This is a genomic window from Arsenophonus endosymbiont of Apis mellifera (genome assembly GCF_903968575.1).
Classification (GTDB): Bacteria; Pseudomonadota; Gammaproteobacteria; order Enterobacterales; family Enterobacteriaceae; genus Arsenophonus; species Arsenophonus apicola.
The window spans coordinates 91775-109110 of sequence record NZ_CAJCFU010000052.1 but is presented as its reverse complement, the minus strand read 5'-3'; the positions used below and the strand labels follow the sequence as shown (position 1 = coordinate 109110).

The 17336-nt window shown below is 38.2% G+C and carries 13 protein-coding genes and 1 pseudogene; 7 read left to right on the top strand and 7 right to left on the bottom strand.

Annotated features, from left to right (window positions below; translation table 11 throughout):
* Positions 1-256 precede the first annotated feature (256 nt).
* The 7 genes from ppiD to bolA all read right to left on the bottom strand — a co-directional run bounded on the left by ppiD (position 257) and on the right by bolA (position 9604).
* Positions 257-2128 carry a peptidylprolyl isomerase gene (gene ppiD / locus H1X92_RS08070; RefSeq protein ID WP_180559664.1) on the bottom strand — a complete coding sequence of 624 codons (1872 nt, stop codon included), beginning with the start codon at positions 2126-2128 and terminating at the stop codon, positions 257-259.
* A 160-nt stretch (positions 2129-2288) separates the two neighbouring features.
* A complete protein-coding gene (locus H1X92_RS08065) occupies positions 2289-2576 on the bottom strand; it encodes an HU family DNA-binding protein (RefSeq protein ID WP_180559663.1) in 288 nt (95 codons plus the stop codon).
* A 231-nt stretch (positions 2577-2807) separates the two neighbouring features.
* A complete protein-coding gene (lon, locus tag H1X92_RS08060; RefSeq protein ID WP_180559662.1) occupies positions 2808-5168 on the bottom strand; it encodes an endopeptidase La in 2361 nt (786 codons plus the stop codon).
* A gap of 190 nt (positions 5169-5358) precedes the next feature.
* Entirely contained in the window at positions 5359-6645 is a 1287-nt protein-coding gene (gene clpX / locus H1X92_RS08055; protein WP_180559661.1) for an ATP-dependent protease ATP-binding subunit ClpX, read from the bottom strand.
* A 112-nt stretch (positions 6646-6757) separates the two neighbouring features.
* Entirely contained in the window at positions 6758-7381 is a 624-nt protein-coding gene (gene clpP / locus H1X92_RS08050) for an ATP-dependent Clp endopeptidase proteolytic subunit ClpP (protein WP_180559660.1), read from the bottom strand.
* A 269-nt stretch (positions 7382-7650) separates the two neighbouring features.
* Complete coding sequence (gene tig, locus H1X92_RS08045) at positions 7651-8955, bottom strand: trigger factor (RefSeq protein WP_180559659.1); 1305 nt, start codon at positions 8953-8955, stop codon at positions 7651-7653.
* A gap of 346 nt (positions 8956-9301) precedes the next feature.
* Complete coding sequence (gene bolA, locus H1X92_RS08040) at positions 9302-9604, bottom strand: transcriptional regulator BolA (protein WP_225507534.1); 303 nt, start codon at positions 9602-9604, stop codon at positions 9302-9304.
* A gap of 267 nt (positions 9605-9871) precedes the next feature.
* On the opposite strand from bolA, the gene H1X92_RS08035 reads away from it, so the two are divergent.
* The 7 genes and pseudogenes from H1X92_RS08035 to H1X92_RS08005 all read left to right on the top strand — a co-directional run bounded on the left by H1X92_RS08035 (position 9872) and on the right by H1X92_RS08005 (position 17336).
* Complete coding sequence (locus H1X92_RS08035) at positions 9872-10459, top strand: YajG family lipoprotein (protein ID WP_180559658.1); 588 nt, start codon at positions 9872-9874, stop codon at positions 10457-10459.
* A gap of 72 nt (positions 10460-10531) precedes the next feature.
* Positions 10532-12069: pseudogene (gene ampG, locus H1X92_RS08030) on the top strand (muropeptide MFS transporter AmpG).
* 223 nt (positions 12070-12292) lie between these two features.
* The gene (locus H1X92_RS08025; RefSeq protein ID WP_180559657.1) at positions 12293-13078 is read left to right on the top strand and encodes a nucleoside-specific channel-forming Tsx family protein; all 786 of its coding nucleotides are present in this window, start codon (positions 12293-12295) and stop codon (positions 13076-13078) included.
* 377 nt (positions 13079-13455) lie between these two features.
* The gene (gene cyoA, locus H1X92_RS08020) at positions 13456-14403 is read left to right on the top strand and encodes a cytochrome o ubiquinol oxidase subunit II (protein ID WP_180559656.1); all 948 of its coding nucleotides are present in this window, start codon (positions 13456-13458) and stop codon (positions 14401-14403) included.
* A 5-nt stretch (positions 14404-14408) separates the two neighbouring features.
* Entirely contained in the window at positions 14409-16400 is a 1992-nt protein-coding gene (gene cyoB, locus H1X92_RS08015) for a cytochrome o ubiquinol oxidase subunit I (RefSeq protein WP_180559655.1), read from the top strand.
* Complete coding sequence (locus H1X92_RS08010) at positions 16390-17007, top strand: cytochrome o ubiquinol oxidase subunit III (RefSeq protein ID WP_180559654.1); 618 nt, start codon at positions 16390-16392, stop codon at positions 17005-17007. The genes cyoB and H1X92_RS08010 overlap by 11 nt, the downstream gene beginning before the upstream one ends.
* Complete coding sequence (locus H1X92_RS08005; protein WP_180559653.1) at positions 17004-17336, top strand: cytochrome o ubiquinol oxidase subunit IV; 333 nt, start codon at positions 17004-17006, stop codon at positions 17334-17336. Before H1X92_RS08010 ends, H1X92_RS08005 begins: the two co-directional genes overlap by 4 nt.

Here is a 17336-nt window from a genome sequence, read left to right as displayed (position 1 = left end):
CTCCTTGCTAATTAGTAAAAATTAATATTTATTTACCAAAATAGGCATTATATTTCCCTGATGTAGACGCTTTATAGCCGTTTGCTAAGCAATCCTGCGATAATTCCTCTATCAAAAAACAGACTTTCTAAGCAATGGATAAGATACAAGAATAAAAAAACATTACGACCCCAGAATGATAAAATAGTAAAAGGCTGCGTAAACGCAGCCTCTAATTTATGTAACCGTATTCAATTATGTGAAAGCCGATCGCAAATTACTCGATCCGTCCTAAATCGACTTTAGCCCTATCACGTAAATTCAGCATCAGTGATTCCATCATCACATTGCCAAGTATCATTTTATAACGTTGCGAAAAAACTTTTAATTCTTCTTCCGTCGGTTGACCCTGAGTAACTTTGAGCAATTGGATAATAACTAAATTATCTTTAGCATCTTTGGTACTGAGATAAGTTGGTGTATTTTCTTTAGGAATTGGCATTTGAAAAATTGGTTCAGCCAATGCGTCATTTTGCCCAAAACGCTCAATAATCTTAGTATCACCAAAGTTAATACCTAGTTTCGCTAAAGCCGCTTCACCTGCCCCTTGTTTTAATGCAGTAAGCAATTTATTGCCCTCTGCTTCCATCTCTTTTGTGGCCTTATTATGCTTAAGTAATTCAGCTACGTTATTTTTCACTTCATCAAATGGCTGTGTTACCTGGGGTTTATATTTTTCAACTCGAATAACAAACGCACGATCACCATCGACATTAATAACATCTGAGTTAATACCTGTTGGCCCATTTTTATCTACTAAGTTACCGTTAAAAATAGTATCAGCTACCTTATCAAATCTTATTTCCTCAGGAAGATTATTACGACTAAACCAACCTGTTGTTACCGCTTTAATACCAGTAGCCTTTTCAGCGGCAGTTAAAGATTCGTTATCATCCATTGCCGCACGGCTTACAGTTTGTTGTAGTGAATAAAATGCATTAATCGCTTTTTCATTTTTTAGTGTATTGGCAATCTCCGTTTTCACGACCTGAAAAGGTTTTACTACTTCAGGTTTAATATCATCAAGGCGAAATATAATGTAATTGGTAGCCGATTTTATTACCCCAGAAACCTGCCCTTTCTTAGTTAGATTAGCAGCAATAATTTCACTTGGCGTTGAAGTCGCCTCCATCCAACCAAGGGCGCCATGATTTGCTGCACTAAATTTATCTGTCGATTTTTCAGCAACCAATTGCTTAAAATCAGCACCCGCAGCTAAGGCTTTAACAACGGAATCCGCTTCTTTTTCTGTTGCCAATTGGATCATGCTGTAATGTTTTTGCGCTGGCTGAGTAAAATTAGCTATATTTTGCTCATAATAGTTTTTCAGCTCTTCATCTTTGACCGCCACATTTTCACGCTGAGAAGCTGCATCTAACTTAATATAACTAACCTGTACCTGTTCGGGTGAAATAAAACTGTTCTGATGCGCATTATAGTAATCTTGTAACTCTTTATCTGTAACCGTTTGTTTAGATTGATAGTTAGCAAGCGATAAAGTTGCTGTTTTTACTTCACGTTGCTGTAAAAGTAACTGAGCATAGGACTTAACTTCTTCAGGCAAGACAAATTCATCCGTTATGTACATTTTACTAAGTTGACGGTTAATCAGGTTTTGCCGTATTTCCTGGGCAAGATCATCGGCATTAACATTATGTTGGGATAGAATAGCCCGATATTTTTCACTATCAAAATGCCCGTCGGTCTGAAATATCGGCATATTGTAGATATCCTGCTTAATTTGATTATCACTTGCCGTTAAACCCAATTGGTTTGAATATTGATTAAGCAATGTCACGCTAATTAAACGTTCCAAAGCTTGACGACGCAACATCTGGATCCCTTGTTCACTACTAGCAATTTCAGCAAATTGATCACCCAGTCGTTCTTGTAATGCTTGCTTTTCTTGCTGAAAAGCTTGCTGTAGTTGAACTTGACTAATTGTTGTACCATTCACTTTCGCCGCGTGATTACTTGAACCGCCAATCAGGTAACTACCAACGCCAGTAAGCACAAAGGATAAGATAATAATCACAAATACTATTTTTAGCACAAGACTATTCGCCGCCGTGCGTAGGTTGTCCATCATAAAGAGGCTACTCTCCGTTTTTAATCAAAGTAAATAGACGCATAATACGCTATTTTAGTATAAAAGAAAAAAGCGCATCATAAATATGATGCGCCCGATTCTAACTTACTAAAACAATTGACTCTGTTTTAGTTTATCCGTTAACAGTATGCCGCAATCCTTATTTTTTCTTGTGGCCGTTAACAGTATCTTTTAATCCTTGGCCGGCTTTAAATGACGGAACCTTAGAAGCAGCTATCTTAATTGCCTTACCTGTACTAGGATTACGGCCATTACGTGCTGCACGTTGTTTTACTTCAAAAGTGCCAAAACCTATTAACTGAACTTTATCTCCTTTCTTAAGAGCATGAGATACAGTTTTCAGAAATGTATTCAACACGGTCTCCGTGTCTTTTCTAGTAACCTTTGACTCTTTTGCAACTTTATCTACTAGTTCTTTCTTTTTCACGCTTATCATCCCCATTTTATTAATTATGGATTAAACAAACATATTGCTAACGGTTCACAAAAAGATGACACCGTCGTATCACTACTACAAAAGTATGGCAAGAAAACATATTACAGCCAAATAATTATAGATTTGTTTACTGAAATTATTTAGTCGATAAAAAAAACTGATAAACCATTTAAGATTTATCAGCTTTAATTTTATATAAAATTTTTAATTTAAATCAGTGCATTAAGAACATTTTTTGTTCACTATCTCCATCCCAAAAGGGGGATTTTGTAATGCAATAGAAAAAACCTCTTCAATGGTTTTTACCGGGTAAATTTTTAAATTTGCGATAACATTTTGAGGTATTTCTTCCAAATCACGACGATTTTCATCGGGAATTAACACAATTTTGATTCCACCACGGTGAGCCGCTAACAATTTTTCTTTTAAACCACCAATAGGTAACACTAACCCACGTAATGTTATCTCACCTGTCATCGCGACATCTGCTCTTACAGGATTACCGGTCAAACAAGAAACTAACGCTGTGCACATCGCAATTCCTGCACTGGGGCCATCTTTTGGCGTTGCACCCTCTGGTACATGCACATGAATATCCCGCTTTTCGTAGAAATCAGCATTAATACCTAACTTTTCGGCTCTCGCTCGCACTGCAGTTAACGCAGTTTGAATCGATTCTTGCATAACCTCACCTAACGAGCCGGTGTAAGTGAGTTTACCTTTGCCCGGTACACATGCCGTTTCAATAGTTAATAAATCGCCACCAACTTCTGTCCAAGCCAAACCAGTCACTTGACCAATACGATTTTCAGTATCTGCACGACCGTAATCCACTTTACGCACACCAAGATAGTCTTTTAGATTATCATCATTAATGACAAGGTGTTTTAATGATTTATCCATCAGTAGTGCTTTTACGGCTTTACGACATAATTTGGAAATTTCCCGTTCTAAACCACGGACACCAGCCTCGCGGGTATAATAACGAATAATACCAATAATTGCGCTATCGTCGATCGTAAGCTCACCTTTTTTCAGGGCATTTCGTTGGATTTGTTTTGGCAACAAATGTTTTTTTGCAATATTGAGTTTTTCATCTTCGGTATAACCAGAAAGACGAATCACTTCCATCCGGTCTAATAAGGGTGCTGGAATGTTCATTGAGTTTGAAGTTGCAACGAACATAACATCAGAAAGGTCATAATCCACTTCTAGATAGTGATCATTAAACGCAACATTTTGTTCTGGATCGAGTACTTCAAGTAAAGCTGATGCCGGATCACCACGCATATCCGAGGACATTTTGTCAATTTCATCTAACAAAAATAAGGGGTTCTTAACACCCACTTTTGCCATCTTTTGAATGAGTTTTCCCGGCATGGAGCCAATATAAGTTCTTCTATGTCCACGAATTTCGGCCTCATCACGGACACCTCCGAGTGCCATACGAATATATTTACGCCCTGTTGCTTTAGCAATTGATTGACCCAATGATGTCTTACCAACACCAGGCGGCCCCACTAAACATAAAATGGGTCCTTTAATTTTACTCACGCGACTCTGTACAGCTAAATATTCAAGAATACGTTCCTTAACGCGTTCTAAACCATAATGATCGCTATCCAATGTCTCCTGAGCTTTCACTAAATCTTTTTTAACTTTACTACGAGCATTCCACGGGACTTGCACCATCCAATCAATATAGCTCCGTAAAACTGTCGCTTCAGCAGACATCGGTGACATCATTTTCAATTTTTGTAATTCTGCTTCCGCTTTTTGCCGAGCTTCCTTCGGCATTTTGACTTCTTCAATTTTGCGTTTGAACATTTCATATTCATCAGGCGCATCTTCCATCTCACCTAATTCTTTCTGAATTGCTTTCATCTGCTCATTCAAATAGTATTCGCGCTGACTTTTCTCCATCTGCTTTTTAACGCGATTACGAATACGTTTTTCAACTTGCAGTAAATCAATTTCAGATTCCATCATTGCCATCAAATATTCAAGGCGCTCAACCACATCCGCCATTTCTAATACACGCTGTTTATCCGCTAATTTTAACGGCATATGGGAAGCAATTGTATCAGCCAATTTGTCCGATTGTTCAATAGAATGCAATGATGTTAATACTTCAGGTGGGATCTTTTTATTTAATTTAATATAGCCTTCAAACTGATTAATGGTTGTCCGATTTAGGACTTCTTGCTCTTTTTCATCAACAGTTGGAGAACTAAAATACTCAGCCTGTGCAATGAAATATTCTCCATTATCTGTTAGCGTTGTGATTTTTGCCCGCCGCAAACCTTCAACTAATACTTTAACAGTACCATCTGGTAGTTTTAGCATCTGCAAAACAGAAGCAACTGTCCCTACAGAAAAAAGATCATTTACACTTGGCTCGTCAGTAGACGCTTCTTTTTGAGCCACCAACATGACCTGCTTATTATGATCCATTGCGGCTTCAAGACAGTGAATCGATTTCTCACGGCCAACAAATAATGGGATCACCATATGTGGATAAACCACGACATCACGCAGAGGCAGTACGGGAATTTCAATGCGTTCGGAACGCTCAAGATTCATAAGGTTCTCTCTTCGTTTAGCTTATGCCAATTTTAGGGTTTCCTTAAAAGTTTTGAGAAACCTCAGTTCAAATATAAAGATATATGGGGACAAGATTTTGACATTCAATAGCCTGATTTGCTATTAAACACAAAATGAGGGAAATCCCTCATTTTGCATTATACAATTCAATCAAAAAAAGCATTGCGATTTATTTTTCACCGGATGCTTGAATATCAGGCTGACTATAAATCACCAAGGGTTCTGATTGACCGGCAACCACCATTTCATCAATCACTACCTTCTCAACATGCTCCATTGACGGCAAATCATACATAGTTTCTAGTAAAGCGCCTTCCACAATAGAGCGTAAACCACGTGCTCCTGTTTTTCTCGACATGGCTTTTTTTGCAATTGCTTTCAATGCTTCTTCACGAAATTCCAGATTAACACCTTCAAGTTCAAAAAGGGCTTGATATTGTTTAGTCAACGCATTTTTAGGCTCTTTCAGAATCTGAATTAATGCCTCTTCACTTAATTCACCTAAAGTAGCTACGACAGGTAAACGACCAATAAACTCAGGAATCAAACCAAACTTAATTAAATCTTCTGGTTCCACTTGAGAAAGCAACTCACCTTCAGTCGCCCGCTCAGATTCGCTTTTCACCTCAGCGGAGAAACCAATGCCTGAACGTGTATTTAACCGTTGTCCAATCACTTTATCAAGACCTGCAAAAGCTCCACCACAAATAAATAAAATTTTAGAAGTATCAACTTGCAAAAATTCTTGTTGTGGATGTTTACGGCCTCCTTGAGGCGGCACCGCAGCAATTGTACCTTCGATAAGCTTAAGTAAAGCTTGCTGAACCCCTTCCCCTGAAACATCTCGCGTAATTGACGGATTGTCCGACTTACGAGATATTTTGTCTATTTCGTCAATATAGACGATACCACGCTGTGCTTTCTCTACATCATAGTCACATTTTTGTAGAAGTTTCTGAATAATATTTTCAACATCTTCACCAACATAACCCGCTTCCGTTAATGTTGTCGCATCAGCCATGGTAAATGGGACATCTAGATAGCGAGCCAAAGTTTCAGCTAATAGCGTTTTACCACTACCTGTCGGCCCAATAAGCAAAATATTACTTTTACCTAGCTCTACCCCTTCACCATTCATTCCTTCGTTAGAAACATTACGTAGGCGTTTATAATGGTTATAAACGGCTACCGCCAATACTTTCTTAGCATTTTCTTGGCCAATAACATAATCATCCAGATGATGACGAATTTCATGGGGTGTCGGTAATGCGCTGCGCTCGCGATGTGGCGCAATCTCTTTAACTTCTTCTCGAATAATATCGTTACAGAGCTCAACACACTCATCACAGATATAAACTGACGGACCAGCAATTAATTTACGAACTTCATGCTGGCTTTTTCCGCAGAAGGAGCAGTACAGCAACTTTCCTGAACTCTCTTTGCGTTTATCTGTCATTCAGATAACCTCACTTTTTTAACCATTACCCTAATTTTAAAAAGGTAACAGAAAATTGTTACTAATTAATCATGTATATAACTATATCAGGCATGCCATACATTTATGTAAATTAATTACGATTAGTATAAATTTTATCTACCAAACCATAACTAACTGCTTCCTCTGCAGTTAAAAAACGATCCCGTTCGGTATCGTTCTCAACCTCTTTTATTTTTTTACCCGTATGCTTAGCCATTAATTCATTCATACGCGATTTAATTTTTAAAATCTCTTTGGCGTGAATTTCGATATCAGACGCTTGTCCTTGAAACCCGCCTAAAGGTTGGTGGATCATGACACGAGAATTGGGCAAACAATAACGTTTTCCTTTAGCACCAGCTGTAAGCAGAAAAGCGCCCATTGAACAGGCTTGTCCCATACAAATTGTACTAACGTCAGGTTTAATGAATTGCATTGTGTCATAAATTGACATACCTGCTGTGATAACTCCACCCGGTGAATTAATATAAAGATGGATGTCTTTATCCGGGTTTTCAGCTTCTAAAAACAGCATTTGAGCAACCACTAAATTTGCCATGTGATCTTCAACCTGGCCAGTTAAAAAAATAATTCTTTCTTTAAGTAGGCGCGAATAAATATCATAAGAACGTTCACCGCGTGAAGTCTGTTCGATTACCATTGGCACCAATGCCATACGCGGCGCAAGTTGATCTTGATTATTATGATATGACATTTCCATCTCCTAATTAAACGCTTTATGGTGCCCAATCTATCTAATTCTACTTGAGATAAATAAGAATGACTATAATTACAAACTTAACCATTATTCACAAAGGGATATTCTCCCTTATGAAGAAAGTCATACAACAATATAGAAAATTATCTGGGGTTATTCTTTTCTTTTTTCAAGAAAAAAGAAAAGTTTTTTAACGATAAAAAACCCGCAGCATAAAAACTACGGGTTTTCACAAAACCAGATAATAACGTTTCACTACTCAGAAACTACCTCATCTGAGCCTGATTCATCAACTCTTGGAATTGAGTTTCTTTATCTGTTACTTGCGCTTTTTCTAATAATATTTCAATGGCCTGTTCTTCTAGCGCCAGATTACGCACACTATCCATTAACTCTTTATTTTTGCTGTAGTATTCGATCACTTCAGCCGGATCTTCATAAGCTGAAGCCATCTCTTCAATCAGTGATTTTACGCGAGCATCATCTGCAGTGAGCGAGTTTTTATTAATAACTTCACCTAATAGTAAACCAACAATGACGCGATGTTTAGCTTGCTCTTCAAATATTTCACGTGGTAATTCTAACGCTTGTTTTTCATTACCACCAAAACGTTGTGCAGCTTGTCGACGTAGTACATTTATTTCACTGTCAACAACAGCAGCAGGCACCTCAATTTCGTTTTCCTTGACTAAACCATCAAGTACTTGGCTTTTAATTCGATTACGAACAGCCGTTTTCAGTTCACGCTCCATATTTTTGCGCACTTCTGCACGTAAACTCGCCATTGAACCATCAGGAACACCAAATTGTTTGATAAATTCTTCGGTCAGTTCTGGTAATATCCGTTGTTCCACTTTCTTCAAAGTGATAGCAAAATTAGCTGCTTTACCTTTTAAATTCTCGGCGTGATAATCGGCTGGGAAATTGACATCGATGGTAAATTCCTCACCTGCTTGGCGCCCCATAATACCATCTTCAAAACCAGGTATCATACGACCTTCACCCATTACCAACACAAAATCGCTTGCATTACCGCCTTCGAACGCTTCACCATCAATTGTGCCTTTAAAATCGATAGTCACTCGCGCATCAGCGCCAACTTTCTCTTTTGTCTCTTGCCAAGTTGCTTGTTGCTTGCGTAATGTTTCCAACATGGTGTCAACATCTTCATCTTTTACCGCAACAATAGGCTTTTCAACCTTGATATTTTCTAAACCTTTTAGCTCAATTTCTGGATAGACTTCAAATTCAACAGTATAGGTAAAATCTTCACCCGTTTTAAACTGTTCAGGTTGATATTTTGGTGCCCCAGCTGGATTAATTTTTTGTTCTATGATTGCACTGACAAAATTACGTTGCATTAAATCGCCCAGCACATCCTGTAATACAGAAGTACCATAACGTTGCTTAACGATATTCATTGGCACTTTGCCTTTACGAAAACCATCAATGCGCACTTTTTTTGCTACATTAATAAGTTCACTATTCACCGCTTTTTCAATATCAGCATTAGGAACGGTAATTGTTACACGACGCCCCAGGCCTTGAGTTGTTTCAACAGAAACTTGCATCTTGTTACCTCAAAAGAATCTTAGTACTCGGTCAACTCCAGAGTGAATGTTATCAAGCACTTGCTCTGACAACACACGGCTCCCGAAACCCGGGTTTACCCTCTATTTTTGAGGACCCCTGATAAGTAGAAGTGTTCCGAAACCTTATAGAAAATTAGACGCGACATTATACAGATGCATAAGGGGTGAGTCGAGAAAAGGTGAATAATAAATAGTAAACGCACTAAAATTGCTATATCTAATACGGTATAAGCCAAAAACGATAGCAGTATTTTATATTAGCAATTATTGTCAGCTAATAGCGGGGGTAAACCAGCATAATTATCTATTGTTTACCTAGTTTGATCTACTCTCCACCACGGCAAGCTGGTGAAGGAAAGGCTGTCTGTTGGCGTTGTTGCCACTCAATTGGGGTATATGTATGTAATGCCAATGCATGAATACAATTGGATAATTCATCTGCTAATAATTGATAAACAGCCTGGTGACGAGCAACCATCCTTTGTGCTGCAAATTTTTCTGTCACTAAAATAACTTTAAAGTGACTTTCCGAACCTTGCGGAACATTATGTTGATCACTTTCATCTAATACCAACAAATATAGTGGAGAAAAAGCGCATTTAAGTTTTTTTTCAATTTGCTTACACATGGTTTGCATAGGTTTAGTTACCATATTAATAGACTCTTTCAATTTAATTTACTAAGTAAGCTTTTTTTATTATTACTGACTGCGATTCAGCCAATATCGGTTAGCAATAGGATCATATTTTACTAAATTACGATTAAAGCATCATCCAGGCAAACTTTTTAGGGGGTTATTTCATCAAATGCCGATAACTTTCTGGCATACTAGCAGTAAAATTCCAAAATATGGTAACGATTAAATCAAGTAATTCCAAAATAGGTATGAGAAAATATGTTAAAAAACACCTTTTGTCTAATCATTGCTCTGTTAATTTCATTGGCTTTAATGGGATGTGTTGCCCCAAGTAATACCCTATCTATCGCTCCAAATATTACACTGCCAGCTCAAGATCCGACGATAAGAGCAGTTTCAATTAATATTACTAGCCTTGATAAACGAAGCTCAACGGCACTTGCCGAAGTTAATCGTAATGCGTCACTAGCCGTATTAAAGCCCTCTCGCGATTTACGCTATCTATTACAGGAAGCATTAGAAAAGCAGATGATTGCCAGAGGCTATACGATTAGCGCACCGGCTAATATTAACTTGCAAATTGTTCTAAATAAGCTGTATGCCGATGTACAAGAAGGTAGTTTACGTCACAATATCACTGTCGATGTGGCGATCAGTGTCGTCGCTATGGCATCTAACGGCTCAACCAGTACGCGTACCTATACACGTAGCTATAACGAACAAGGGCCGCTTGATGCCAGTAACGAAAAAATTGCTAGTGCTATCAATAAAGCGTTAAGCGACATTATTGCTGATATGGCCAATGATCCTGAAACAAGCCAGTTTATTAAACGCAACGCACAATGAATGGTAAAGCGTATTAATAAGTGTATTGCCAGCAATAGCTCTGTCTAACAATAACAGAGTAACAGGACGACTATGAAAAAAAACTACCTGACCGTTTTTACCCAACATCGTTCCCGAGTGCTGCTTTTGTTAGGTTTTGTGTCAGGATTGCCCCTGGCACTTACCGCAAGAACTTTACAAGCCTGGCTAACCGTCGAAAATATTGATATTAAAACGATCGGTTTTTTTTCATTAGTTGGCCAAGCTTATGTATTAAAGTTTCTTTGGTCACCCTTAATGGATCGCTATACCCTACCGTGGTTAGGTCGTCGTCGTGGTTGGTTATTAACCACGCAGATTTTGCTGATTATCAGTATTGCGGCGATGGGATTTATGAACCCAAAGGAACATCTTTGGTACTTGGCAGCAGTTGCAGTGCTTGTCGCTTTCTGCTCTGCATCCCAAGATATTGTTTTTGATGCTTATAAAACCGATTTATTGTCGGCAGAAGAGCGCGGTGCTGGCGCAGCAATATCTGTTATGGGATATCGTATTAGTATGTTGGTTTCTGGCGGACTAGCCTTATGGTTGGTGGATCATTTTGTTACTTGGCAGCAACTCTATCTACTTATGGCCAGCTTAATGCTAATTGGTGTCTACGCAACACTATCCGCCAAAGAACCGCTAATAAAATCCTCACCACCCAAAACACTCTACGAAGCTATCTATGAACCCTTCGTAGAATTTTTTAGTCGTAATAATGCCTGGATCAGCTTGTTGTTGATCATTTTCTATAAAATGGGTGATGCATTTGTTATGGCGCTAAGTACCAATTTTCTATTAAATAAACTTGGTTTTTCTCTGGGTGAGGTTGGCACTATTAATAAAACTTTTGGACTATTTGCAACTATTATTGGCGCTTTATATGGCGGTTATGTTATGCAAAAAATGTCCTTATTTAAAGCCTTACTTATTTTCGCTATTTTACAGGCTATTTCTAATTTTGGTTATTGGTTTTTGGCAGTAACACCGGCCAATATTTATACTACCAGTAGTGTTATCTTTATTGAAAATATCTTCTCTGGCATGGGAACGGCCGCTTTTGTCGCACTACTTATGACGCTTTGCAATCATTCTCTTTCTGCAACTCAATTTGCCTTACTGTCGGCTTTATCTGCCATAGGACGTGTTTATGTGGGCCCCATAGCAAGCGCATTAGTAAGTAAATATGATTGGCCTGCTTTTTATCTTATCTCTATCGTTATTTCATTGCCGAGTATTTTTTATTATTGATATGCAAACCCTCTTTATCTTATATCCAACAAACTGGCCAATTTATGCGTCGAACTTATTTTAAACAATCATATAAATTAGCTATTATGTGTCTTGCCATATCAGCAGGTATATTTATATTTTGGCTAATAATAACAGTTGCTTGTTATTTTTCCGCCTGCCAAATTTATCTATTTACCCAACATATTGAGCTATGGCTAAAAATGTTAATCTATAAAGAGCAACTAATTAGTTTAAGTATAATAATGGGTACGGTTGGTTTTATTTTAGGCGGAATTCTGGATTATCTGGCAATACGTAAAACAGAAATACCTAAACAATACAATAATAACATTTAGAATATATTAATAAATACAGATAGTTAAAATCATAATATTTATATAAATTATTTATTGTTGACTGCTAAAAAATAATTATTGATACCGAGTGATCTCTATCACTCTATCAATAAGATCCTATTTCTATTTACCAAAACAAGCTCTATCATCTCGCGACTTTCACTTTCCCATTGCATTGTATTAAAATGCGTTTAAATTTATTTAAAATTAAGTTAACAAATTTATGAGTAAAAAGTTTTTACCTATTACAATATTGACCTCGCTAACTCCGTTTACCATGGCTAGTACCACAACAGAAAACCCTGTGGGTTATCAAAATGGTTTTGCTAATGTTAGTCTAAATTATTTTGACTGGTCACAACGAGCAGCAAATAAATCTGCTCACTCTACCCGCAAAAAAGATTTTGCCTATTTTGAACTGGAAGGAGGCGCTAACTTTAATTGGGGTGAACTTTATGGTTTCTTTGACGTTGAGAATCCATTTCATCCGCGTAAAACTGAGCCCAGCAGAAATCAACGCTATGCCGTTAAAACCACAGGTCGTTTTTACTTAGGTAACAGTGGCTTTAACCTCTATGGACATCTTTATGGTATTTGGTCCTTACCCGGCTATAAATATGGAGGTAATTTCCACGAAATTAACACACTTTATGGTTTTGGCTACAATTTCTCACGCGGCAATTTTTGGCTAAAACCCTTTTTAGCCTTACATTATGTTGATCAAAGCTTCTATTCTGGTAACAATGGTTATGTCATTGGTTGGGTCGCTGGCTATAGTTTCCAATTGTGGTCACAAAATTTTTCTATCACTAATTGGCATGAAATGGAATTTAATCGCGCAAAACGCTATGGCAATGGCGGAAAAGAAGGGGTTAATGGCGCTATTGCCTTATGGTGGACGCCATTTGAAACTTTATCTGCGGGTATTCAATATCGTTATGCCGATAACAAGCTTGGGGATGATTTTTATCACGATGGGATCATTTATACCATCAAATACAATTTTTAATTGCGTAAGCTAACGTAAAGACAGTATATTTGATAATAAATGCTATTTTTTACTAATGCTAAATAACATGCATCAAAAAAATTAACCGCTATTTAGCATGATAATTAATTTTCAACTTATAATATCACACGGCCACTTCCTTTTATCTACTTCTTTTTATTAATAATAAAATCATTTAATGTAAATAACTGTTAACAGCAAAATAATCATGAAAACCGTTCTATAATAAATTCAATTTTACATGTGATCACTTTAACAGAAAGTAATAACAATTATATTTGTGCGCCTTACAATTGTTTACACTAATATAACCTTACCGTAAAATGCCCACACTGAACAAAACGACAATAACCATCTTTGTCATTTGGGGTCGCTAAATGAGACTTATAAAATATAAAGGCAGTATTGGAGTCATCTCACTGCTTGCTATTGTTTACCTGCTAACTGGTTGCGATATGGTATTAATGGATCCCAAGGGCGCCATTGGTATCGAGCAAAAAAAACTAATACTGACTGCGCTTGGTTTAATGTTAATTGTTGTCATTCCAGTCATTTTTATGGCGATTATCTTCGCCAGAAAATATCGAGCAAGCAACAAACAGGCAACCTACCGGCCAGACTGGGCTCACTCAAATAAAATCGAGTTAGTTTGTTGGACAGTTCCTATCATCATTATCATCATTCTTGCCGTAATTACCTGGAAAACCACCCATCAACTGGATCCCTATAAACCATTAGAAAGCGATAAAAAACCTATTACCATTCAGGTCATTTCAACCGATTGGAAATGGGTATTTATCTACCCAGAAGAAAATATTGCTACCGTTAATGAAATTGCAATTCCTGTCGGCGTGCCAATTAACTTCAAAGTGACAGCCGAGTCAGTAATGAATTCCTTTTTTATTCCCGCCCTTGGTGGCCAAATTTATGCGATGGCCGGTATGCAAACTAAGCTTCACTTAATTGCTAATGAACCTGGTACCTATAAAGGCTTTTCAGCAACTTATAGCGGTCATGGCTTTTCAGACATGAAATTTAATGTCATTGCAACGCCTGATACGGCAAGTTTTGATAAATGGGTACAAAAAGTAAAAGCATCTCCCAAAAAACTAGATAGCATGGCAACATTTAACCTATTGGCTAAACCTAGCCACAATGTTCCTGTTACCTATTTTTCAAGCGTAAAACCAAATCTCTATGAAGAACTGATATTAAAATTCGGCCATGAACATCATATCAATCATGCTAACAAAACCGTACATGAAATGTCTGGCAATCAATCAATGCATATGAACCATTCTGCTCATGTCGATGCTAAGGAATAAATAGTATGTTGGGTAAATTAACGCTCGATGCAATCCCGATTCACGAGCCAATTATTGTCGTCACTGTGATCTGTATTTTATTAGCGGGTATCGCTATTTTAGGAGTTATCACCTATTTCGGTAAATGGAAGTGGCTGTGGAGTGAATGGCTAACCAGTGTCGATCATAAAAAAATTGGCATTATGTATATTATCGTTGCCATGGTCATGCTACTTCGCGGTTTTGCCGATGCAATTATGATGCGAGGCCAACAAGCATTAGCATCAGCTGGAGAAGCCGGTTTTTTGCCACCGCATCATTATGATCAAATTTTCACCGCTCACGGTGTGATCATGATTTTTTTCATGGCAACACCTTTCGTGGTTGGCTTAATGAATTTGGTCGTACCATTGCAAATTGGTGCTCGCGATGTCGCCTTTCCTTTTTTAAATTCTCTCAGTCTTTGGTTATTTGTTGTTGGCGTTATCTTGATTAATCTGTCATTAGGTATTGGTGAATTTGCACAGACCGGCTGGCTAGCTTATCCCCCATTATCAGGTAAGGAATACAATCCTGGTGTCGGGGTAGATTACTGGATTTGGAGTTTACAAATATCAGGCATTGGCACGACGCTAACCGGAATAAACTTTTTTGCAACTATTCTTCGAATGCGAGCACCTGGCATGTCAATGATGAAAATGCCTGTTTTTACCTGGACCGCGCTTTGTACTAATGTTCTGATTATTGCCGCATTCCCTATCCTAACCGTTACCATCGCACTCCTCACACTTGACCGATATTTAGGCACCCATTTCTTCACTAATGATATGGGCGGCAATATGATGATGTATATCAATTTGGTCTGGGCTTGGGGACATCCTGAAGTTTATATACTTGTGTTACCTGTTTTTGGCGTATTTTCGGAAGTTACCGCCACTTTCACCAAAAAACGTTTATTCGGTTATACGTCTCTGGTTTGGGCAACCATTGTTATTACCGTAATGTCGTTTGTTGTCTGGTTACACCACTTCTTTACCATGGGCAGCGGCGCCAACGTTAATGCCTTCTTTGGTATAGCTACCATGATTATTGCTATTCCAACTGGAGTCAAAATATTCAATTGGTTATTTACCATGTACCATGGCCGTATCGAATTCAAAACACCGATGCTCTGGACGATTGGCTTTATTATTACCTTCTCTATTGGTGGGATGACGGGTGTACTACTGGCGGTTCCCGGCGCAAATTTTGTGCTGCATAATAGTTTATTCCTGATTGCCCATTTCCATAATGTGATTATCGGCGGGGTTGTTTTTGGCTGCTTTGCCGGTATGACCTACTGGTTCCCGAAAGCTTTTGGTTTCACATTGAATGAAAAATGGGGCGTTCGTGCTTTCTGGTTTTGGATCAGTGGTTTCTTTATTGCCTTTATGCCACTTTATATACTGGGTTTCATGGGCATGACTCGTCGTTTAAGTCAAAACATTGATCCACAATATCATCCGATGCTGATGATCGCTTCACTCGGTGCGGCTCTAATTGCTATCGGGATTTTCTGCCAACTCATACAAATAATTGTCAGTATTCGCGATCGCCACAAAAATCGCGATATCACCGGCGACCCATGGGGTGGTCGTACACTAGAATGGTCAACATCATCTCCGGCCCCTTTTTATAACTTTGCTAAAGAGCCACAAATTGATACACGTGATGCTTGGTGGGATATGAAAGAAAAAGGGATTGCATATAAACAGCCAACTAAATATGAACCCATTCATATGCCTCAAAATACTGCTGCCGGAATCATTATTTCAGCCTTTTGTTTGATTTTCGGTTTTGCTATGGTCTGGCATATTTGGTGGCTAGCGATTATTGGCTTTGCAGGTGTTATCGCCACCTGGATTGGTAAAAGTTTTGATGACAATGTTGATTATTATGTTCCTGTTGAAGAAATTAAACGTATTGAAAATCAGCATTACGATGAACTGAAAAAAGCAGGTATCCACCATGTCAACTAATTCAATAACTAATCAACATATTGCCCATGAAAATCATGGGCATCATGACATAGGCGCAACAAAAGTATTTGGTTTTTGGATCTATTTAATGAGTGATTTGATCCTGTTTGCTTGCCTGTTTGCTACCTATGTTGTTCTAGTTAATGGTACTGCCGGCGGCCCGACAGGAAAGGATATTTTTAACCTCAATTTTGTATTGGTCGAAACCTTCCTGTTATTGTTTAGTAGCATCACTTATGGATTTGCGATGCTGGCGATGTATAAGCAGAAAATAAATCTAGTTAAGTTATGGCTACTGATTACTTTTTTACTCGGATTAGGTTTTGTTATCATGGAAATTTACGAATTCCATGAGCTGATTGCTGAGGGTTATGGGCCTGATCGCAGCGCTTTCCTTTCCGCTTTCTTCACCCTAGTTAGTACTCACGGTATTCATGTAAGCTTTGGATTAGCCTGGATTATTATCATGATTATCCATATCTCACGTCATGGCCTCACTGCCGTCAATCAGACTCGTTTAAGTTGTTTAAGTCTTTTTTGGCACTTCTTAGATGTTGTTTGGATCTGTGTATTCACCGTTGTTTATCTGTTGGGGGCCCTTGCATGAGTTACACCAATACACCGCACTCTGGTGCTAGCCACGGCAGTATGAAGACCTATCTAATTGGCTTTATACTCTCGATAATTTTAACGGTTGTCCCGTTTTGGATGGTAATGAATAGTCCTGCATCTCATGACACTATCCTGTGGATCGTTATTGGTGCGGCAATTGCCCAGATCCTGGTACATCTTGTCTGTTTCTTACATATGAATACCTTTTCAGATGACCGTTGGAATCTTGTTGCCTTCCTGTTCACGATGCTAATCATTGGCATTGTTGTTATTGGCTCTCTGTGGATAATGTATAACCTGAACATCAATATGATGCTCGACTAA

Coding starts and splice junctions, on each gene's coding strand:
- ppiD (WP_180559664.1), bottom strand. CDS start 2,128: ATGATGGACAACCTACGCACGGCGGCGAATAGTCTTGTGCTAAAAATA.
- lon (WP_180559662.1), bottom strand. CDS start 5,168: ATGAATCTTGAGCGTTCCGAACGCATTGAAATTCCCGTACTGCCTCTG.
- clpX (WP_180559661.1), bottom strand. CDS start 6,645: ATGACAGATAAACGCAAAGAGAGTTCAGGAAAGTTGCTGTACTGCTCC.
- clpP (WP_180559660.1), bottom strand. CDS start 7,381: ATGTCATATCATAATAATCAAGATCAACTTGCGCCGCGTATGGCATTG.
- tig (WP_180559659.1), bottom strand. CDS start 8,955: ATGCAAGTTTCTGTTGAAACAACTCAAGGCCTGGGGCGTCGTGTAACA.
- bolA (WP_225507534.1), bottom strand. CDS start 9,604: ATGTGTAAGCAAATTGAAAAAAAACTTAAATGCGCTTTTTCTCCACTA.
- H1X92_RS08035 (WP_180559658.1), top strand. CDS start 9,872: ATGTTAAAAAACACCTTTTGTCTAATCATTGCTCTGTTAATTTCATTG.
- H1X92_RS08025 (WP_180559657.1), top strand. CDS start 12,293: ATGAGTAAAAAGTTTTTACCTATTACAATATTGACCTCGCTAACTCCG.
- cyoA (WP_180559656.1), top strand. CDS start 13,456: ATGAGACTTATAAAATATAAAGGCAGTATTGGAGTCATCTCACTGCTT.
- cyoB (WP_180559655.1), top strand. CDS start 14,409: ATGTTGGGTAAATTAACGCTCGATGCAATCCCGATTCACGAGCCAATT.
- H1X92_RS08010 (WP_180559654.1), top strand. CDS start 16,390: ATGTCAACTAATTCAATAACTAATCAACATATTGCCCATGAAAATCAT.
- H1X92_RS08005 (WP_180559653.1), top strand. CDS start 17,004: ATGAGTTACACCAATACACCGCACTCTGGTGCTAGCCACGGCAGTATG.